The 18,674-nt window shown below is 62.9% G+C and carries 16 protein-coding genes; 11 read left to right on the top strand and 5 right to left on the bottom strand.

All coding sequences use genetic code 11. The features are described 5' to 3' along the window. The first annotated feature begins 419 nt into the window (after nucleotides 1–419). The 5 genes from LNV08_RS07040 (at nucleotide 420) to LNV08_RS07020 (ending at nucleotide 7,350) form a co-directional block, all read left to right on the top strand. Complete coding sequence (locus tag LNV08_RS07040) at nucleotides 420–4,184, top strand: DUF748 domain-containing protein (RefSeq protein WP_263532987.1); 3,765 nt, start codon at nucleotides 420–422, stop codon at nucleotides 4,182–4,184. A gap of 88 nt (nucleotides 4,185–4,272) precedes the next feature. After that, complete coding sequence (gene msrA, locus LNV08_RS07035; RefSeq protein ID WP_263532986.1) at nucleotides 4,273–4,821, top strand: peptide-methionine (S)-S-oxide reductase MsrA; 549 nt, start codon at nucleotides 4,273–4,275, stop codon at nucleotides 4,819–4,821. A gap of 51 nt (nucleotides 4,822–4,872) precedes the next feature. Beyond that, nucleotides 4,873–5,559, top strand: coding sequence for an ABC transporter ATP-binding protein (locus LNV08_RS07030; RefSeq protein WP_263533538.1), 687 nt, complete (start codon nucleotides 4,873–4,875; stop codon nucleotides 5,557–5,559). After that, a complete protein-coding gene (locus LNV08_RS07025; protein ID WP_263532985.1) occupies nucleotides 5,556–6,755 on the top strand; it encodes an FtsX-like permease family protein in 1,200 nt (399 codons plus the stop codon). The genes LNV08_RS07030 and LNV08_RS07025 overlap by 4 nt, the downstream gene beginning before the upstream one ends. Nucleotides 6,756–6,843: 88 nt before the next feature. Next, nucleotides 6,844–7,350 (top strand): DUF3299 domain-containing protein, encoded by a 507-nt coding sequence (locus LNV08_RS07020; protein ID WP_263532984.1) that lies wholly within the window; start codon nucleotides 6,844–6,846, stop codon nucleotides 7,348–7,350. Here the strand turns inward: LNV08_RS07020 and LNV08_RS07015 are convergent. Continuing rightward, the gene (locus LNV08_RS07015; RefSeq protein WP_263532983.1) at nucleotides 7,322–7,522 is read right to left on the bottom strand and encodes a hypothetical protein; all 201 of its coding nucleotides are present in this window, start codon (nucleotides 7,520–7,522) and stop codon (nucleotides 7,322–7,324) included. The genes LNV08_RS07020 and LNV08_RS07015 overlap by 29 nt on opposite strands. On the opposite strand from LNV08_RS07015, the gene LNV08_RS07010 reads away from it, so the two are divergent. Both LNV08_RS07010 and LNV08_RS07005 read left to right on the top strand, forming a co-directional pair. Continuing rightward, nucleotides 7,523–7,792 carry a hypothetical protein gene (locus tag LNV08_RS07010; RefSeq protein ID WP_263532982.1) on the top strand — a complete coding sequence of 90 codons (270 nt, stop codon included), beginning with the start codon at nucleotides 7,523–7,525 and terminating at the stop codon, nucleotides 7,790–7,792. It abuts the gene before it with no gap. Between the two features lie 90 nt (nucleotides 7,793–7,882). Beyond that, nucleotides 7,883–10,012, top strand: coding sequence for a TonB-dependent receptor (locus LNV08_RS07005; protein ID WP_263532981.1), 2,130 nt, complete (start codon nucleotides 7,883–7,885; stop codon nucleotides 10,010–10,012). Nucleotides 10,013–10,019: 7 nt separating this feature from the next. On the opposite strand, the gene pdxH is transcribed toward LNV08_RS07005, so the two are convergent. Continuing rightward, nucleotides 10,020–10,655 carry a pyridoxamine 5'-phosphate oxidase gene (gene pdxH / locus LNV08_RS07000; RefSeq protein ID WP_263532980.1) on the bottom strand — a complete coding sequence of 212 codons (636 nt, stop codon included), beginning with the start codon at nucleotides 10,653–10,655 and terminating at the stop codon, nucleotides 10,020–10,022. Nucleotides 10,656–10,826: 171 nt separating this feature from the next. Here pdxH and LNV08_RS06995 point away from each other — a divergent pair, with 171 nt between their 5' ends. After that, nucleotides 10,827–11,537, top strand: a complete 711-nt coding sequence (locus tag LNV08_RS06995; RefSeq protein ID WP_263532979.1) for an NTP transferase domain-containing protein — start codon at nucleotides 10,827–10,829, stop codon at nucleotides 11,535–11,537. On the opposite strand, the gene LNV08_RS06990 is transcribed toward LNV08_RS06995, so the two are convergent. Further along, entirely contained in the window at nucleotides 11,496–12,137 is a 642-nt protein-coding gene (locus LNV08_RS06990; protein WP_263532978.1) for a gamma-glutamylcyclotransferase, read from the bottom strand. The genes LNV08_RS06995 and LNV08_RS06990 overlap by 42 nt on opposite strands. A gap of 163 nt (nucleotides 12,138–12,300) precedes the next feature. On the opposite strand from LNV08_RS06990, the gene LNV08_RS06985 reads away from it, so the two are divergent. Next, nucleotides 12,301–13,236 carry an amino acid ABC transporter substrate-binding protein gene (locus tag LNV08_RS06985; RefSeq protein ID WP_263532977.1) on the top strand — a complete coding sequence of 312 codons (936 nt, stop codon included), beginning with the start codon at nucleotides 12,301–12,303 and terminating at the stop codon, nucleotides 13,234–13,236. 21 nt (nucleotides 13,237–13,257) lie between these two features. Here the strand turns inward: LNV08_RS06985 and LNV08_RS06980 are convergent, their stop codons facing one another. Both LNV08_RS06980 and LNV08_RS23135 read right to left on the bottom strand, forming a co-directional pair. After that, nucleotides 13,258–14,616, bottom strand: coding sequence for a sigma-54-dependent transcriptional regulator (locus LNV08_RS06980; protein WP_263532976.1), 1,359 nt, complete (start codon nucleotides 14,614–14,616; stop codon nucleotides 13,258–13,260). Beyond that, nucleotides 14,609–15,298 (bottom strand): sensor histidine kinase, encoded by a 690-nt coding sequence (locus LNV08_RS23135; RefSeq protein ID WP_414858710.1) that lies wholly within the window; start codon nucleotides 15,296–15,298, stop codon nucleotides 14,609–14,611. Before LNV08_RS23135 ends, LNV08_RS06980 begins: the two co-directional genes overlap by 8 nt. Nucleotides 15,299–16,883: 1,585 nt before the next feature. On the opposite strand from LNV08_RS23135, the gene LNV08_RS06970 reads away from it, so the two are divergent. Together LNV08_RS06970 and LNV08_RS06965 are read left to right on the top strand one after the other, a co-directional pair. After that, nucleotides 16,884–17,807 carry a branched-chain amino acid ABC transporter permease gene (locus LNV08_RS06970; protein WP_263532974.1) on the top strand — a complete coding sequence of 308 codons (924 nt, stop codon included), beginning with the start codon at nucleotides 16,884–16,886 and terminating at the stop codon, nucleotides 17,805–17,807. Between the two features lie 22 nt (nucleotides 17,808–17,829). After that, a partial coding sequence (locus tag LNV08_RS06965) for an ABC transporter permease subunit (RefSeq protein WP_263532973.1) occupies nucleotides 17,830–18,674 on the top strand: 845 nt, incomplete at its 3' end.

The raw sequence follows: 18,674 nt of genomic DNA, 5'->3' as shown, positions 1-18,674 counted from the left end.
AAGTGCTGTGAAAGCACTTAGCTAAACCCTTCGCTGCTACTGAGCCAAATGCCCAGCACGCCCAAACCGATAACCAGCCGGCCCCATATCGCTGGCCTTTTTGATGAGCCTCGCAGCATCCATGCGCCGAGCGCAATCAGCACCAGAAAGGGCACTGGGGGCAGCGCCAAGGTCAGGGCGAAGGGCTTGATTTGGTGCAGCAGGGCTGCAGAATTCAAAATGGGTCTGGGCGTCGGGGGCAGGGTGGTCTCTGGAAACCTCTGAGCAACTGTTAACTAACGAGTCATCGAAGCAGAGCCGGGGCTCGAATATATTCAATAATTGTGCCGTGCTGGAGACAGATGGCCCCAATGACGCCGAATATGACGCCCCCTATGACGCCCGACCAAAGATCAAATGCCACGCCGAGGGCCAAGCCCATGCAGTCCTGGAAGCCCTGGCAGCGCCTGCTGGTCGGCTTGTTTGGGGCACTGTCGGGCCTGCTCTTGCTGCTTTTTTTCGCCAGTTGGCTTGTATTGCCTAACTGGCTGAAGACGAGCGGCGCCGAGCTGGCGAGCAAGACGCTGGGCCGTGAAGTTAGCGTCCGGGCGGCGAGCTTTCATCCTTGGGCCCTTGCCCTGACGTTGGACGGTGTGAGCGTCGCGGGCAAGGCGCAGCAAAAAGAGGCCTTGCTGGAGCTGGAGCAGCTCACCATCAATTTGTCCAGCAGCTCGCTGTGGTTGCGCAGCCCGGTGATTGAATCTCTGACCGTGGTGCGCCCGGTCCTGCGTCTGACGCGCTTGTCTGCCGGCCACTACGACATCGATGATTTGATCGAACGCTTCGCCAAGCCCGCAGTTCCGGCCGCGCCCGATGCCAAACCCTTTGCACTCGCGCTCTACAACATCGAACTCAGGGATGGTGCGGTGTCGCTGGATGACAAGCCCATGGCGCGCCGCCACGAAATCGATCATCTGCTGCTGCAACTGCCTTTTGTTTCGACGCTGGCCGCCGACGTGAAAGTTCATGTTCAGCCGCAGATTGCCGGCCGTCTGAACGGCGTAGCCTTTGGCGCAAAAGGCAGTGCCTTGCCCTTTGCCGAGCAGCGTGTGGCCACACTTGACTTCAAGTTAGACGGCCTGGATCTCGCGCCATATGCCTCTTATGTGCCGGCAGCTGCGCCGCTGCGCTTGAAACAGGGCAAGCTGGCTACAAATCTGCAGCTGAAGTTTCAGCAAAACGCAGGGGCGCTGCCGGCGCTGGCGCTCGCGGGCCAAATCAATTTGTCTCAGTTTGCCTTGCAAACACCGACTTCAGCACCGAGTTTGTCTTGGAGCGAACTGGAACTGCACTTGCTCGATGTTCAGCCGCTGCAGCGGATCATCGGCTTGGGTGCCGTCAAATGGGTTGCACCCAGCTTGTCTGTGTCCAAAGATGCACGGGGCCAATTGCATTTGGCTGGTATGGGGCTTGGAGGCGGGTCAGCACAGGGGCCAAAGACGGGGCAAGAAACGGGGCAAGAGGCGGCGCAAGAGAAGGACCAAGAAAAGCATCCCAAGGTCGACAAGGCCGCGCCCTGGCTGCTGTCCCTGAATCAGTTCGAACTCAGCGCCGGCGGGCTGGATTGGCAAGACGCCTCCACCAAACCAGCCGTTGGCATACTGGTGCGGGATATTGATTTCAAGCTGGGAGCATTGGCCTGGCCACTGAAGGCGGCAACGCCCATCAATCTTGCTTTTCGTGTCCGTCCAGCCGATGGCCCCGCGACGCTTGCGGCGGCCAACCTTGATGGTGCGGGTAGCTTAAGCGCCGAAAGCCTCGGCTTTGATTGGCAGTGGCAGGGTTTTGATCTTCAATGGCTAACACCCTATCTGCAGGCCCAGTTGCCGGGGCAGGGATCGCTGCGGGTGGCGGGTTCGATGGCCGGCAAGGGTGGACTGCTGGTGCAGCAGCCGCTGATGCCAAAAGCCGAGCAAAGAGCGAAGGCGACGCTGGCTGATCTGCAGCTGAGCAGCTTTTCAATTGGCGGCAAGTCGACCCGCGACCCCTTGCTGCGTCTGGGAGCGGTGGATCTCGATCAACTCATGGTGGATACAGAGGCCCGCAAGATCACTGCCGGTGAGCTCAAGTTCAGCCGGCCCGCTTTGGCGCTGGCGCGCAGGCAAGACGGCAGATGGAACTACCAAGACTTCTTGCCCCCCGCTAAAACGCCGCGGGCGGATTCGCCTAGAGCCAAGGAGCCCGCCTTGGCCTGGTCGCTTTTGCTCAAGGGCTTGAAGCTGGATCAGGGTTCGCTGCAGTTGCAGGACGCCGGCACCCGGACGGCAAGCAGCGCTGTGCGTGGAGCGCCGAGCGCGGTAAAGCTCGAGCAGATCAAGCTGGACATGCGTAATTTCGCTTGGCCGGCTCAGACCAAAGCGATGCCGGTCAATCTGAGTTTGAAGTTGGCGCCGACCAAGCGCGGCAGCGCTCCCTCGGGGCAGCTGCAATGGCAGGGCGAGGCAAGCTTGGCTCCGCTGATGGCGGCCGGCAGCCTGCGCCTTGAACGCCTGCCTTTGCAGTTGCTGGACCCCTATCTGGATCCGGCCTTGGGTCTGCACCTGCAAAAAGGCGAGCTGGGCCTGCGTGCTCAGTTCAAGGCTCGGCAGACAGTCGCCGGCCTCGATGGGCAGGCGACGGGCAAGCTCTTGATCGCCGACTTGCTCTTGCACCAGGCGCGCGAAGTCGACGGCCAAGACATTGTGGGCGAAGAACTGCTGAGCTGGCAGGCCATGAATCTGGACGGCATCAAGCTGTTGCTCAAGGCCGGCAGTCCGCCTCAGCTGTCGGTGGCCGACGTGTCGCTGAACGACTTTTTTGCCCGTGTCATCATCAATGAGCAGGGCAAGGTCAATTTGCGCGATGTCGGCCAGGTCGAGCGCAAGCCGGCGGGTCCGGCCATTGCCGAGGCTGCAGCGAGTGCGCCCGACTTAGCAGCCAGCGCTGCGCCGCGCATGCCGATTTCTATCGGTCAGATTCGCGTGAGCAAAGGCAGGCTGGACTTCAATGATCGTTTTGTGCGGCCTAACTACAGCGCTCAGCTGAGTGAGCTGCACGGCAGCCTGGGCGCGTTCAGCTCTGAGCGGGCCGAGTTGGCGCCGCTGAGCTTGCGCGGCCGTGTGGCTGGTACTGGCCTGCTGGACGTGGTGGGGGATGTCAATCCGCTGGGCAAGCCCTTGCTCTTGGATATCAAGGCGACGGCCTCCGATATTGAGTTAGCGCCGCTGTCACCCTACGCCGCCAAATACGTGGGTTATGCGATCGAGCGTGGCAAGTTCTCGACCAAGGTGCAGTACAAGATCGATGCTGGCGGCGCCTTGCAGGCCAATAACCAAATCATCTTGAATCAGCTGACTTTTGGCGAGCGCGTCGAAAGCCCGGATGCGACCAAGTTGCCGGTGCTGTTTGCGGTCGCTTTGTTGAAGGACAAGAACGGCGTCATCGACGTCGAAGTGCCCATCAAAGGCTCGATCAACGAGCCTGAGTTCAGCGTCGGTGGGGTGATCTGGAAGGTCATCGGCAATCTGCTGGGCAAGGCCTTGTCGGCGCCGTTTTCGCTGTTCAGTGGCAGTGGTGACGCCGATCTCAGTCGGCTCGAATTTGCCCCCGGCAGCGCGCAGCCGCTGGCGCCGGCTCATCTCGACAGCGTTGCCAAAATGATGGAAGAGCGCCCCGGTCTGTCTTTGACGATCAAGGCTTGGGCCGACCCCGTCGCCGAGCGCGCCGCGCTGCAAGAGCGTCAGCTGGATGCGGCGCTGCTGGCCGAGTTCAAGCGCGAGCAGCAACGGGATCTGCAGCGCCAAAGCAGCAGCCCGGCGCAGCCGTCCCCCGCCGAGGCCAGGCTGAGCGACGCTGACCGAAGCCGCTTGTTGAAACCGGTCTACCAAGCTGCCAAGCTGCCCAACAAGCCCAAGAACATGATCGGCTTCGCCAAGGACATTGCGCCGGAAGAAATGCGGGCGCTGCTGCTGTCCAACTATGCGGTCAGCGAAACCAGCGTGAGGGCGCTGGCCTTGGAGCGCGGTGTGCTTGTGCGGGATGCTTTGATTGCCAAAGGCCTGGCCAATAGCCGGATCTTCCTGGGTGCGCCAAGCTTGCATGAGCCCGAGGCCGGGGCGCAAGAGGCCTGGAAGCCCTTTGCGGATTTACAGCTCAGTGCGCACTGAAGGCCTGAGGCGCCGTGCTCGGCTATGCTTTGGAGGCTCCGATGAAATCAGCAACTAGATCCTGCCAACAGAAAGCCACAGCCAGACCATGAGCGATTTGCCTAAGAACTTGTCCCGTATCACCCTCGGCGGCGGCTGCTTTTGGTGCACCGAGGCGGTTTTCGAGCGCGTCAAGGGCGTGCACAGGATCGAGTCCGGCTATTGCAACGGCCATGTGCAGCAACCCAGCTATGAGCAAATTTGCAGCGGCAACACCGGCCATGCCGAAGTGGTGCGGCTCGATTTTGATTCGTCCGAGGTCAGTTTGACCGAGTTGCTGGAGGTGTTCTTTGCCATTCATGACCCCACCACGCTCAACCGCCAAGGCGCCGATATTGGCAGCCAATACCGCTCCGGCATCTACACCCACGGCAGTGAGCAAGAAGCGATAGCCCGCGAGGTACTGGCCGAAGCGCAGGTGGCGCACCAGGGGCGCGTGGTAACCGAGTTGCTGCCTGAGCGCAATTACTGGCCGGCCGAGGCCTACCATCAGCGCTATTACGCCCGTAACCCCGAGCAGGGTTACTGCGCTTTCGTGGTGGCTGCAAAGGTCGACAAATTCCTCTCCACCTTTGCGCGTTTGACGCGCAATGCTTGATTTGTCGGTCTGCGTGGGACTGTGTGAATTGGACTGCGTGATTTGGACTTCGTGAAGGCTGCCGTCGCTTGGGCCGGTCTGCGCTACGCATATGCGCAGGGCCCGCTGCTGCAATTTGATGATTTCGTGCTGCCGGTCGGCCAACATCTGTTGCTTCGCGGTGGCTCGGGCACGGGCAAGTCAACCTTGCTGGCCTTGCTGGCGGGTTTGTTGACGCCTTCGGCCGGCAGCTTGCATCTGGGAGGGGCTGGTTTGCACAAGCTCTCGCCACGACAGTTGGATGCCTGGCGCGGCGCGAATCTGGGTTTTGTGCCGCAGCGCCTGCACCTGAGCGCCGCGCTCAGCGTGAATGAAAATTTGAGCCTGCCCTATGTCAGCGCGGGCCTCAAGCCGGAGCCGGCCCGTGCGGCCGAGCTGTTGGATCGTTTGGGGCTCAGCGGCTTGGGTGAGCGCCGGCCGCATCGGCTCAGCGTCGGGCAGGCGCAGCGTGTGGCCTTGGCACGCGCCTTGATGCGGCGGCCGCCCTTTTTGTTGGTCGATGAGCCAACGGCGAGCCTCGACGATGACAGCGCCGCTCAAGTCATCGACTTGCTGCTGGAGGCCGCCCTTGAGCAGTCGGCCACCTTGGTCCTGGCGACGCATGACGGGCGCATCGCCGAGCGCGTCTTGGCCGCCGGGAGCCAAAATTGGCGTGAGCTGCGCTTGCCAACCCTGGCACTGAGTGCTCAAAGCGCATGAGCTTGTTGCGACTGGCTTGGCGCTATCTCTGGGCTCAGCCTTTGACGGCCGGGCTGAACCTGCTCTTGCTGAGCCTTGGCTTAGGGGCGATTTGCTTTGTGCTGCTGGTCAGCGAGCAGATCGAGCAGGGCGTGCAGCGTGATCTGGCGGGCATCGACCTGATCGTGGGCGCCAAGGGCAGCCCGATGCAAATCATGTTGGCGGGCGCTTTTCATCTGGATGTGCCAACCGGCAATATTCCCTTGGCCACGCTGGAGACGCTGCGCGCGCAGCCCCTGGTTGCGCAGGCGCTGCCGATGTCTTTGGGCGACAGCTTGCAAGGCTTTCGCATCGTCGGCAGCACGCCCGACTATCTGCAGCACTATCGGGCAAGGTTCGCCATTGGCCAAGTCTGGAGCGGCCCCATGGAGGCGGTGCTCGGGGCCGAGGTTGCCGCCCGCACGGGGCTCACGCTGGGGCAGACTTTTTCCGCCAGCCATGGTTTGAGCCAGCAAGGCGCTGCGCATGGGGAGGAGCAGGTGTATCGGGTGGTCGGCTTGCTGAGCGCCAGCGGCAGTGTGCTGGACCGCTTGATCATCACCGACTTGGCTTCGGTCTGGCAGCAGCATGAAGCGCATCACGCCGCAGGTCATGAGGCCGCCGATGAGGAACGCGAAATCACCATGGTCCTGCTGCGCTACCGCAGCCCCTTGGCCGCTGTGTCCCTGCCGCGCTGGGTCAATGCACAGCCGGGTCTGCAGGCCGCAGCGCCGGCGCTTGAAACCGCGCGTTTGTTGCGCATGGTGGGTGCAGGGACCGACGTTTTACGCGGTTTTGGCCTGGTCTTGTTGCTGGCCGCCGCCGCTTCGGTGTTTGTGGCCCTGCTGCACGCGGTGCGAGCGCGGCAGAGCGATCTGGCCATGCTGCGCATGTTGGGCGCGCCACCCTGGCGGGTCGCCCTGCTGGTTAGCCTGGAGGCGCTGAGCTTGGCCGGCATGGCCACGCTGCTTGGTCTTGCACTCGGACATGGCCTGACGGCCGTTTTGGGCGCGCTCTTGGCCGGCCAGCAGTCGCTGCAGATCAGCGGTGCGTGGGTTTCGCCCTGGGAGGCGCTGATACCGCTGCTGGCTATTGGCTTGGCGCTGCTGGCGGCCGCCTGGCCTGCCCGCGCGGCCTTCAAGCTGGATGTCACCGAGTTGCTGCAGGCGCCGCGTTGATCTGGTTTGGGCGCCTCGCCGCGCCTAGCTTGGTGATGAGAGTCAAGCGCAAGAGCAAGGGCACAATCGCCCCTATGGAATCGATCGAATGAAAAAGCTAATTGAAATTGCCGCTTTGGCTGTGTTGACCGCTGGTGCCTTGAGTGCCGGGGTCCAGGCTCAACCCGCCCCAACGGTCGGCACGGGTGCGGGTTTTCACGACCCGCGCAGCCCCATCAAACCGCTGCAAGAGCGCGAAGGTGTGTTGGCCTGGGCGCTGCTGTCTTCGGTCTCAACCAAGGTTGAAAAGAACAAGCTCATCCCGGTCTTCCCCGCCCAGGTGCGGGCGCTGGACAAACAAAAAGTCCGCGTGCAGGGTTTCATGATGCCGCTCGAGCCGGGTGACAAGCAGCAGCATTTTTTACTCTCCGCCGTGCCTACTTCCTGCGCTTTTTGTGTGCCCGCTGGCCCGGAAGGGCTGATCGAGGTGCGCAGCAAGCAGCCGGTGCGCTACAGCCTGGAGGCCATCACCCTCGAGGGTCAGTTGTCGGTACTCAGCGATGACCCCTACGGCATGTTCTATCGCCTCACAGACGGCCAAGCCTTGAAGCCCTGAGGCCAAATTTCGCCGATTCTTCGAGCTGACTTGATTGGCGTTGATAATCGGCGCTCGCATGAATCAGCCCGCCCGTCTCCGCGCTCTCCGCCCACATCAAAAGATCAGGTCTAAGTTTTGGCTGATCGTTGGGCTGGCGCTTGCGCTGCTGAGTTTTCAAACGCTCGGGCATTTGCATCGCCATGCCCATAGCCACGGCGTGGCCAAGGGCACCGGCATATTCGCCGTCAAGGCGACACCGGTGGACGGCTGGGGCCATCAAAGCGGCGATCTGAGCTGTCAGTTGTTCGATCAACTCAGCCAGGATCACGCACCCGGTGTGCAGTACGCAGTCGATGCCTCGGTGCAGGCGCATTTCTTGCCGGCTGCCACGCCTTGGATTGATGGCTCGTCCGCCAGCTTTTGGAAGCGCGGTGCGCGCGGCCCGCCTCTCCAGGCTTGAACTGATTGATGTCTCGGGCGGTCTGCCCGATTGAGTTCATGCCTGCGCAGCCCGCATTCCTACCAGCCGGGCGCGCATCTGGAGAGATTGATGCATTCCCATATTTTTACGCAGCGGGCCCTGGCCCTGGGCGCTAGCCTGCTTTGCCTGTCACTGTCGGCCTGGGCGCAAGAAGCAGTCCCGCAAGCCGCTTCAATGAAGGAGCAAGGCCAAAGCGAGAAGCTGAGCAAGGTCGTGTTGACGGGCAACCCCTTGCGCCAGCAGGAACTGGCCCAGCCCAGCAATGTGTTGGACGGGGACGCGCTGATCCTGCGCCGTGGCTCGACGCTGGGTGAAACCTTGGAGGGCTTGCCGGGCCTGTCCTCCAGTTACTTCGGTCCCAATAGCAACCGCCCGACGATTCGCGGCCTGGACGGTGACCGGGTCCGCATGCTGAGCAATTCGGGCGCCTCGGTGGATGCGTCCAGCCTGAGTTTCGATCATGCCGTCCCTTTGGATCCCCTGGTGATCGAGCGCATCGAGGTCTTGCGCGGCGCTGCCGCGCTGCTCTACGGTGGCAATGCGATTGGCGGGGTGGTCAATACCATCGACAACCGGATTCCCCGGCAAGCGCCGCTTGGCGATGGCGGCTTGAGCGGTGCTACCGAGCTGCGTCTCGGTGGCGCTGCGGCCGAGCGCAATGGCGCCATGGTCCTGGAGGGCGGTGACAAGCGCTTTGTCTGGCATGCCGACGCGTCGGCCCGGCGCGCGCAAGACCTGCGCGTGCCCAGTTTCACGGCCGAGGGCGTGACTGCCCAGGTGGTGCGCAACTCGGCCTCCGACAGTCACGGCGCCGCTCTGGGCGGCTCGCTGCTGTTTGCCAATGGTTTTGCCGGGCTGTCGGTCGATGACTCGCGCAACAACTACGGTGTCACGGTCGAACCCGATGTAACGGTGGAGATGCAGCGCCAGCGCCTTTCGGCCGCTGGCGAGTGGCGCTTTGACTCCAAGGAGACGCCGCCGAAAGAGGCAGCGCTCGTCCAACGCTTGAGCTGGAGCATGGGCAGCACGCGTTATGAGCACCGCGAGGTGGAGGGCACGGGCGCGGTTGGCACCATTTTCAAGAGTCGCGGCAAAGACCTGCGTGTCGAGCTAGAGCATGCCAAGCTGGGCCCGCTGCACGGCGTCATCGGCCTGCAATTGGAGGATTCGGACTTCTCCGCGCTGGGGGCCGAGGCCCTGGTGCCGAGCACCAGCACCCGCAATGGCGCCGTCTTTGTGCTGGAGCAATTCAGCAGCGGCCCGCTGGCCTTGTCCGCCGGTGCAAGGCTGGAGTCGGTGCGGGTGGACTCGCGGGGTGATGAGGCGGCAAATGGCGGCGAGGAGCGCTTTGGCGCGCCCAGCCGGCGCAGTTTTAGCCCGCACAGCCTGTCCTTGGGCGGCAGCTATAAATTGCTCGGCAAAGCCGGAACGGCGAACACGGCGAACACGGCCACAAGCCACGGCCTGAGCCTGACGGCCAATCTGAACAGCACTGAACGCGCGCCGATGTTCTATGAGCTGCACGCGAACGGCGTGCATGTGGCCAGTGGCGCGTTTGAGCGCGGCGATGCCCAACTGCGTACCGAAAGCGCGCTCGGCCTGGATTTGGGTCTGGTCTGGCAGGGTAGCCAAGAAATGCTGCGGCTGAACGTCTTTCGGACCCGTTTCTCGCGATACATCGCCTTGGATGCGACCGGCGTGCAAATTGAGGCCGACGGACAGTCGCTGCCCGAGTACGCCTTCAAGTCGGTGCCTGCGCTGATGCAGGGCTTTGAGTTGGAGGGCCGTATGGACCTGCCCCAGCTGCGCTCCGGTGCCAAGCTGAGCCTAACGGCGCAACTCGACGCGGTACGGGGCGAGAACCGCGAAAGCGGCGAGGCTTTGCCGCGCTTGGCGCCGCTGCGGGCCAGCCTAGGGCTGGATGCCCAACAAGACCAGTGGTCGGGCCGGTTCGAGCTGAGGGCGGCTGCGCGACAAGACCGGGTGCCGGCGCTGGACCGCCCGACGGCAGGCTATGCCATCGTCAAGCTGAGTCTGGCGCGGCAATTCCGCTTCGCCGGGACAGACGGGCTGTGGTACCTGAAGCTCGACAATCTGGGCAACAAGCTGGCCTATAGCGCCAGCTCGGTGGCCACCATCCGCGACCTCAGCCCCTTGCCGGGGCGCTCGGCGCATACGGGCGTTCAGTTGCGCTTCTGATCCCGCCTCAAGGTGCGAGTCTTTGCTTGATCCACTGGCCGTCTTGGAGCTGGTAGCTGAGTCGGTCATGCAGACGGGACTTGCGGCCCTGCCAGAACTCCCAGGCCTGGGGCTGCAGCCGGTAGCCGCCCCAATGCGGCGGGCGCTGTGGGTGCAGGCCATGCTGCAGAGCTGCTTTGGCCGCGTTGGCCACCAGCACGCCGCGTGAGCTGATCACCTGGCTTTGCGGCGAGGCCCAGGCGCCCAGGCGTGAATCCAAGGGACGAGACTGGTAGTAAGCGTCGGACTCGGCCGGGTCTATGCGCGAGACCTGACCCTCGATCCGGACCACCCGCTCCAATTCCACCCAATGGAATTGCAGTGCGGCGTGCGGATTGAGCGCCAGCTCTTGCCCCTTGCGGCTCTCGTAATTGGTGAACCAGACGATGCCTTGTTCATCAAAGCCCTTGATCAGCACAATGCGGGTTGAGGGCCGGCCGTCCGGGCCGACGGTGGCCACCGTCATCGCGTTAGGTTCGGGTACTTTGCTGGCCAGCGCATGGTCCAGCCACTGTTTGAATTGGATCAGCGGCTCTTGGGCGGCCAGATCTTCGTCGAGCTCACCTTGCTCGTAACTCTTTCGCAGGTCGGATAGCTTGTTCATACCCCGAGTATCCAATGAAGCCGGCAACACCCGGTAGTCAAAGCAGGTAGAACACCTTAGGTATTGCTCCCACTGGTTCTTGGCATGCTCATACGGCATGCTATGCGCACAAGCGGTAAAGCTCGGCGCAATGATCGGGCGGCGCTGAGGGTGTCCAAAGGAAAACTGAGAATGGCGAAAAGACGACCGGCGGTGATAGTGCTGGCGGCAGGGCGGGGCATGCGCTTTCTGGGGCAAGGTCACAAGCTGGAGCAGCACTTGGGCGGCGCTCTTGATCCGGCCATCGACGCTGCGGCGGATACCGTGTTGGCTCAGACGCTAGCTCATGTGATTGCGACCGGCATGCGGTTGGTGGTCGTGACGACCCAAAAGTTGACACCTTTGATTCAGCCTTTGATTGCGGCACGCGACGTCGTGGCGATACCGGAATTCGATGGCCATGGCCGGCCTACGCCCATAGGCATGGGCTACTCGATTGCGGCCGGCGTTGAAGCGACCGGTGACGCTGATGGCTGGTTGATCGTGCCGGCCGATATGCCTTTGCTGCGTCCGGCCACCATGTTGGCCGTGGCTGCGGCCTTGGAGCACTACCCGGTGGCCTATGCGCAGCATCACGGCCGCCAAGGGCATCCGGTCGGCTTCAGTGCCGAGCTTTATTCGGAATTGATCGATTTGCAGGGCGATGAGGGTGCCCGCCGCATCGTGGCGCGCTATCCCTCGCAAGCGGTTGAGGTGGACGACCCCGGTGTGCTGATCGATGTCGATACGGTCGAGGATCTGGCCCGCTTGAAGGCTCAATATGGCTTGACCGGCCTGGCCGAGCCTATCGGGCGCCAGGGCCTAGCCAACGAGGGGCTGGCAAAGACCGTGCAGGGCGGCTAGCCGGCATTGGCGTTCCAGCTCCGCGTCCCGCAAGCCGTGCTGACGCAGCCCCTCGACGGTACGCAGCAGGTAGTCCAGGGTCGAGCCATAGCGCCCCTGCGCATGTTTGAAGATGTGCAACAAGTCGGCATCGCTCAGTGCGCCTACATGGCCCGGACTTTGGCGCGACAGCGTGAAGCTTAAGGCTCGCTGCGGCCCTATGGGGGTTTGGCAGTTCAGCCAACGCGGGGCATAGGAGCCGATCACCATCTCGCGAGCCCACAACTCGTTCAATAAGCTCTCGCTCTGTGCGGGCTCCGCCCGGTAAAGCAGGCCTCGGCAACTGCCGCCCGACAGCAGCGCCAAGACCAGGCCCGGCTGAGCGGCATTCCCCCGGTTGACCAGCGAGCGCAAGCTCAGGGCGCGGTGGTAACCATGGACTTGCGCGGGCAGGGTGGCGGCAGGTGTAAAACCCGGCTTCCAGATCAAAGAGCCGTAGGCAAAGATCAGCAAGCCTTGGCGGCGATCCCACTGGGTCTGGGCCATGGCCAGCAGCTCTTGGCTGCGCTGCGGCAGCGGGTGTGCGGGGCTGCTTGAAGAAGGTGCGCTCAGGATGGCCATGCCGCCATACTGCCATAAGCTTTTGCCCTGCCGGCAGGGGCCGCTTCTGCCTCAGCCAGCAACCTGGGGCTTACACGCTTGCGCGTGCGCCTGGGCTGGAGACAATGCAAAGCCAATTGATGTCATTTCACGCCACCTTTGTCTTCGACCTGCGAGCGCGCTCTTGATCCTGCTTCCGAAATTTTTGCGCCGCGCCATGCTGGGTCTCTTGTCTGGCTTGTTGGTCGGCTTGCCGGCGCAAGCGTCCAGCGCCGCAACGCTTGATTCCAGCACGCTGCGCAAAATCCGCGATACCGGCGTGATCGTGCTCGGCTACCGGGTCGACTCGGCGCCGTTTTCCTATTTGGACGAGAAGTTGCGGCCGATTGGCTACTCGCTCGAGCTGTGCGGCCACATCACCGAAGCGATCAAGAAACATCTGCACAAGCCCGAGTTGGAGCTCAAATTGGTGGCGGTCACATCGGCCACCAGGATGCCGCTGGTGGCCAACGGTTCGGTGGACTTGGAGTGCGGCGTCACGACCAACACCCTGGAGCGTCAAAAGACGCAGGCCTTCTCGACGACGACCTTTGTGGCCGAGACCCGGCTGCTGTCCAAGCGCAGCGCCGGCGTACGCGGCTTGGGTGACCTGCGCGGCAAACCGGTGGCCTCGACCATCGCCACCACCAGCATCCAGCTGCTGCATCAGGCCAATTTGAACGAGCAGCTGGGTCTGAAAATTCTGATCGGGCAAGACGATCGCGACGCTTTTCGCTTGCTGCAGAGCGGCCGCGCGATGGCTTACGCCATGGACGATGTGTTGCTGCGCATGTTGCTGCTCAGCGTTGCCAATGCCGGCGACTATGAAATTTCCGCCGAAGCTTTTTCGGTCGAACCCTATGCAATTGGCCTGCCGCGAGCAGACGCTGGCTTCAAGGCCCTGGTGGACGAGACTCTGGCCGGCTTGTATCGGCGTGGAGAGATCCAGGCCATTTACCGGCGCTGGTTTCAGTCTGTTTTGCCCTCGCGTGGCCTGAACTTGCAGTTGCCGATGAGCGAAGCCTTCAAGCGGGTGATCGCCAACCCCACCGATTCAGCCGACCCGCAGCATTACCGCTAAGACGTGCCTTAGCCTAACCCGTCAGCGGAAGCGCTCAAGCTCGATGCCATGCCGGTGCAGCTTGTCGTACAGCGTCTTTTTGGCGCAGCCCAACAACTCCATGGCCGCTGGCACGCGCCCTTGGCAGCGCCGCAGCGCTTGCTCGATCAAGGTCTTTTCAACCTGGTCCATCTGCTGCGCCAGGCTCGCGCCATTGCTGGCACCACCGCTCGCCGATGAAGCCTCAGCTTGAGCGCCTTCACTGCTGGCAATGTCCAGCACAAAGCGATCGGCGGCATTGCGCACTTCGCGCACATTGCCGGGCCAGTCATGCGCCAGCAGCTCGCGCAGGCGCTGCGGACTCAGCTCCGGCGCCTCGCGTCCATAGCGGCTGCTGGCTTGGGCGACGAAATGCTCGAACAAGAGTGCGATGTCTTCGCGCCGCTCGCGCAGCGGCGGCAGCTGCAAGGTCGCCACATTGAGCCGGTAGTAGAGGTCGCCGCGAAATTTATGCTGCTCGCTCAAGGCGCGCAAATCGGCCTTGGTTGCGGCAATAACGCGTACATTGACCGGTAGCTCATCGTTGGAGCCCAGGCGCTCGACGCGGCGCTCCTGCAAGACCCGCAGCATCTTGATTTGCAGCACCAGCGGCATGGTTTCGATTTCGTCCAGCAGCAGCGTGCCGCCATTGGCGTGCTCGATTTTGCCGATGCGCCGCTTGGCCGAACTGGTGAAAGCGCCCGGCTCATGGCCAAACAACTCGCTCTCGAACAAGGCCTCGGGCAGGCCGCCGCAGTTGATGGCGACGAAATTGCGGTCGCGCCGCCCGCTTTGGTCGTGTAAGCAGCGCGCTACCAGCTCTTTGCCGGTGCCGGTTTCGCCCAGAATCATCACGTCAGCCGAGGTGTCCGCCAGGTTCAGTACTTGGCGGCGCACGTTTTGCATCGCGGCCGAGTTGCCCAACAGCACCGCTTCCATGCCGCTGCGCCGCTGCAGCTGGCCACGCAGTTCGTCCACCGCCACGCGCAGCACGCGCTTGTCCAGCGCACGGGTCAAGGCATCAACAAAGCGCTCCGGCGCAAAAGGCTTTTCGATGAAGTCATAGGCGCCGGTGCGCATCGCCCGCACCGCCATCGCTACATCGCCATGCGCCGTCACCAGCACAACCGGGATGCTGGCATCGGTCGCCATCACATGATCAAGCAGGGCCAGGCCGTCCATGCCGGGCAAGCGCACGTCGGTGGCCACCACCAGTTGCGCGCCGGGTTGGATATGGGGCAGTGCCTCTTCGGCCGAGCCGCAGGCCAGCACGTCCAGGCCGGCCAGCTCCAGCGTTTGTGTCAGGCTGGCGCGTACAGGCGGGTCGTCCTCGACAAACAAAACCTTGAATCCCTCAAACATGCGGCCCATCCTCTTTGCTGACTTCCAGATCGAATTCGAACATCATGCCGCCACCGAGTTCGGCTTCAATGGCGATGGCCCGCAGGCTGCCGCCAAATTCATGGATGATTTTGGAGGAAATCACCAAGCCCAGGCCCAGGCCTTGTCCGGCCGGCTTGGTGGTGAAAAACGGCTCGAACAAGCGCGCGGCCAAGTCAGGCGCGATGCCCGGGCCGGTGTCGGTGATTTGCACCAAGGCGCGCTTACCCGCGCTGCCTGTCATGAGCTTGGCGCTGATGCTGAGTCGCTTGACGGCGGCGTCGTTCATCGCGTCCATCGCATTACCGAGCAGATTGACCAAGACCTGCTCCAGCCGATTGGCCTCGCAGCGCAGCAGCAAAGCCTCGCTCACCTCCACGCGAACATCGATGCCTTCGGCCTTGATGCGGTGCTCCAGCAGCAAGCGCGCGCCGCCGATGGCCTGCAACAAGGATGCCGGCGCATGCGCGGCTTCGGCCTTGCGCGCAAAGCTCTTGAGCTGCCGGGTGATGCCCGTCATGCGCTCCACCATCGCGTCTATGCTTTGCAGGTTCTCGGCCACGCTGGCGTTGCGCCCCTTTTCGAGCAGCAGCAGGCCGTTGCGCGACAAGGCGCGCATGGCGGTCAGCGGTTGGTTTATTTCATGCGCAATGCCGGCCGACATCTGCCCCAGCACCGCCAGCTTGGCGGACTGCATCAGCTCGTCTTCGGCCTGCAGGCGTTGGGCAATCTGGCGCTTGAGTTCGCGGTTGGTCTGGCTCAGCTCCTGGGTGCGTGCGTCGACCTGACGCTCCAGCTGAGCATGCGCCAGTTGCAGCGCGCTGCTGGCGGCAAAGAGCTGCGCATGGGCGCGTCGCCGCGCGGCCAGATAGATGCCCAACATGCCGATCGAAGCGCCAATCGCGCCGCCGCCCCAGGCCGCATAGCGTGCCTGACGCCAAACCTCGGCGGGGTCGGACAGCGTCACCAAGCGGAGCGCCAGCGGCAGCACGGCCCGTTCTTGGGCCAGCAGCTGTTGCTCGCGGCTTGGACCCGTGCCGCCCGTCGCTTCGTGATTGTTCAAGCTTGGCACCTGGATCAGAGCCGCCTCCTGCTGCAAATCCTCATGTACAAACAGACCCAGCGGGCCCGACAGCGGTCCCGTATAGCGCGGCGAGGCTTGCAAGGCGGCCAGCTGCTCGGTGCTGCGCGGGTTCAGCCAATGGTTTCTCCATTGCGGCACCGAAGACATGATGACGACCTCCCTGTCGTCCACGACCAGGATCTTTTCACCCTGCGAGCGCAGACCCTGGTCTACCCAGGTCGCCTCCAGCGGTGCCAAGTTTTGCATCACCACCACTTGGCCCACATGCTTGCCGCCGTGCTTGAGCGTATGCATCAAGAAATAGTTGCTGCTGCCATTGGTTTCATCGGCGGCGAAAAAATGTCCGCTGGCTTGCTCGGTCGCTGCGGCCAGATACGCAGCGAAGCGTTGCGCAGCCCGGGCCGAAGCGCTGCCTGCGCCGCCGCCGTCGCTGGCGGCCAAGACCTGACCCTCGGTGTCCAGCACCATGCTCAGGCCCAAACCGGCCCGCACATTGATGCCAGCGAGCTTGCGGTTAGCGCGCTGGCGCAGCTCGGCATCCTGCGGCGCATTCAGCAAGGCCTGCAGGTCGGCGTCGATCGCGATCAGGCTGGGCAAGTAAGCGTGGCGAGCCAACTCGGCCTCCAGGCTGGCGGCATATAGCTCCAAACGTTCTGCACCCACGGCCGCCAACTGAGCCATACCGGCGCGCTCGCTCCAGCGCTGGCCAAGCAGCAGCCCAAGACCCACCATGGCAATCAAGGCCAGGGTCAGAAAGCTCATCAGGCCCTGGCCATGCAGACCTAGTCTCAAACGAGGCAGGACGCGGTGCTGCCGGTTGAAGTCGGCATCGGTGGAAGGAGAAGCTAGGCGCGGTTTCATGCAGCAAGAGGTGAGGGCCGCTCAGTGTGCCTAATGCGCGCGTATCTGTCCCGGCTCATCGTGCAAAGAATTTTCTGCACTTGCCGGCAGCGAGCCAGATTGGGTGGCGGCTTGTGTCGAAGTCCGCACCGGCTTGTGCGCTGCAGTGTCGAATTCCGCCCTGGTCGGCCGTCGCCCCGATGCCGGGGCTTGTGGGCGCCATAGAGGGCTCTCAGTGAATACCCGCGCACCCTGACTTTTGGCATGTGGCTTGCGAGCTAGCAGCCCAGTTCGACGATAGATTCGCACATAAAGGAAGACAGCAATGGAAACTTTTTTGCAACAGATCATCAATGGTCTGGTGCTGGGCAGCATGTATGCCTTGGTGGCCCTGGGTTACACCATGGTCTACGGCATCATCAACTTGATCAACTTCGCGCATGGCGAGATTTTGATGGTCGGTGCGCTGGTCAGCTGGACTGTGGTGGGCGCGCTCGCTGATAGCGGCATGCCGGGCTGGCTGATGATGTTGATTGCGCTGGCCTGTGCCGTCGTCGTCTGCACCTCGTTGAACTTCCTGGTCGAGAAGATTGCCTACCGGCCGTTGCGCAATGCGCCGCGCTTGGCGCCCTTGATCACCGCGATGGGCATGTCGCTGCTCTTGCAAACGCTGGCGATGATCATCTGGAAGCCGAACCCCAAACCGTTCCCGCTGCTCTTGCCGACCACGCCGATCGACCTCGGTGGCCCGGTCATCACCATCACGCAGTGTGTGATCCTGGGCAGCACGGTGATGATCCTGGCTACGCTGATGTGGCTGGTCAATCACACCAAGCTGGGTCGGGCGATGCGGGCTACCGCCGAGAACCCACGGGTGGCCGGCCTGATGGGCGTCAAGCCCGACTTCATCATCTCCACCACCTTTGTGATCGGCGCGGCACTCGCTGCCGTGGCCGGTCTGATGTGGGCCGCTAACTACGGCACCGTGCAGCACACGATGGGCTTTATGCCGGGGCTCAAAGCCTTCACGGCGGCCGTCTTGGGCGGCATCGGCAACCTGGCCGGTGCGATGGTGGGCGGCGTGCTGCTGGGCCTGATCGAGGCGATCGGCGCGGGCTATCTGGGTGACCTGACCGGCGGCGTGCTGGGCAGCCATTACGCCGACATCTTCGCCTTCGTGGCGCTGATCCTGGTGCTGACCCTGCGGCCTTCGGGCTTGCTGGGTGAGCGTGTGGCGGACCGAGCCTAAGTGCGCTTGAAGGAGATTCAACATGCAATCAAAACAAAGCAATAAAGTCTTCGTCTTCCTGCTGGCCGCTGTCGGTCTGCTCGTGGTGCCGCTGTTCGCGCAGCAGTTCGGCAATGGCCCGGTGCGCATTATCGACCTGGCGCTGCTTTATGTGCTCTTGGCCTTAGGCCTGAACATCGTGGTCGGCTACGCGGGTCTGCTGGATCTGGGTTATGTGGCCTTCTACGCCGTGGGTTCCTACATGTTCGCGCTGCTGGCCAGCCCGCATTTGAGCGAGAACTTCGACGCCTTCCGGGCCGCCTTCCCCGACGGCCTGCATTCGCCCTTGTGGCTAATCATTCCGCTCGGCGCCGGCCTGGCCGGCTTCTTCGGCATCTTGCTCGGCGCCCCAACGCTGAAACTGCGCGGCGACTATCTGGCCATCGTGACGCTGGGTTTTGGTGAAATCGTGCGGGTCTTCTTGAACAACCTGGAGTACCCGGCCAATATCACCAATGGCCCACGCGGCATTGGGCAGATCGATTCGATCCACTTCTTCGGACTCGACTTGGGCAAGGGCACCGAGCTGTTCGGCTACAAACTGCCCTCGGTGACGCTGTACTACTACTTGTTCCTGGTCCTGGTGGTGTTCAGCGTGATCATCTGCTACCGGCTCGAGAACAGCCGCATCGGCCGCGCCTGGATGGCGATCCGCGAGGACGAGATCGCGGCCAAGGCGATGGGCATCAACACCCGCAATCTGAAGCTCTTGGCCTTCGGCATGGGCGCCACCTTCGGCGGCGTGGCCGGCACGATGTTTGCGTCCTTCCAGGGCTTTGTGAGCCCTGAGTCCTTCAGCTTGCAAGAGTCGGTGATGATTGTGGCGAT

It is taken from the genome of Paucibacter sp. TC2R-5 (assembly GCF_025717605.1).
Taxonomy (GTDB): Bacteria; Pseudomonadota; Gammaproteobacteria; order Burkholderiales; family Burkholderiaceae_C; genus Paucibacter_A; species Paucibacter_A albus.
Note: the sequence above shows the minus strand (reverse complement) of the source record. Positions and strands in the feature narration are given on the sequence as shown.

Coding starts and splice junctions, on each gene's coding strand:
- LNV08_RS07040 (WP_263532987.1), top strand. CDS start 420: ATGCAGTCCTGGAAGCCCTGGCAGCGCCTGCTGGTCGGCTTGTTTGGG.
- msrA (WP_263532986.1), top strand. CDS start 4,273: ATGAGCGATTTGCCTAAGAACTTGTCCCGTATCACCCTCGGCGGCGGC.
- LNV08_RS07025 (WP_263532985.1), top strand. CDS start 5,556: ATGAGCTTGTTGCGACTGGCTTGGCGCTATCTCTGGGCTCAGCCTTTG.
- LNV08_RS07020 (WP_263532984.1), top strand. CDS start 6,844: ATGAAAAAGCTAATTGAAATTGCCGCTTTGGCTGTGTTGACCGCTGGT.
- LNV08_RS07015 (WP_263532983.1), bottom strand. CDS start 7,522: ATGCCCGAGCGTTTGAAAACTCAGCAGCGCAAGCGCCAGCCCAACGAT.
- LNV08_RS07005 (WP_263532981.1), top strand. CDS start 7,883: ATGCATTCCCATATTTTTACGCAGCGGGCCCTGGCCCTGGGCGCTAGC.
- pdxH (WP_263532980.1), bottom strand. CDS start 10,655: ATGAACAAGCTATCCGACCTGCGAAAGAGTTACGAGCAAGGTGAGCTC.
- LNV08_RS06995 (WP_263532979.1), top strand. CDS start 10,827: ATGGCGAAAAGACGACCGGCGGTGATAGTGCTGGCGGCAGGGCGGGGC.
- LNV08_RS06990 (WP_263532978.1), bottom strand. CDS start 12,137: ATGGCCATCCTGAGCGCACCTTCTTCAAGCAGCCCCGCACACCCGCTG.
- LNV08_RS06980 (WP_263532976.1), bottom strand. CDS start 14,616: ATGTTTGAGGGATTCAAGGTTTTGTTTGTCGAGGACGACCCGCCTGTA.
- LNV08_RS23135 (WP_414858710.1), bottom strand. CDS start 15,298: ATGTCGGCCGGCATTGCGCATGAAATAAACCAACCGCTGACCGCCATG.
- LNV08_RS06970 (WP_263532974.1), top strand. CDS start 16,884: ATGGAAACTTTTTTGCAACAGATCATCAATGGTCTGGTGCTGGGCAGC.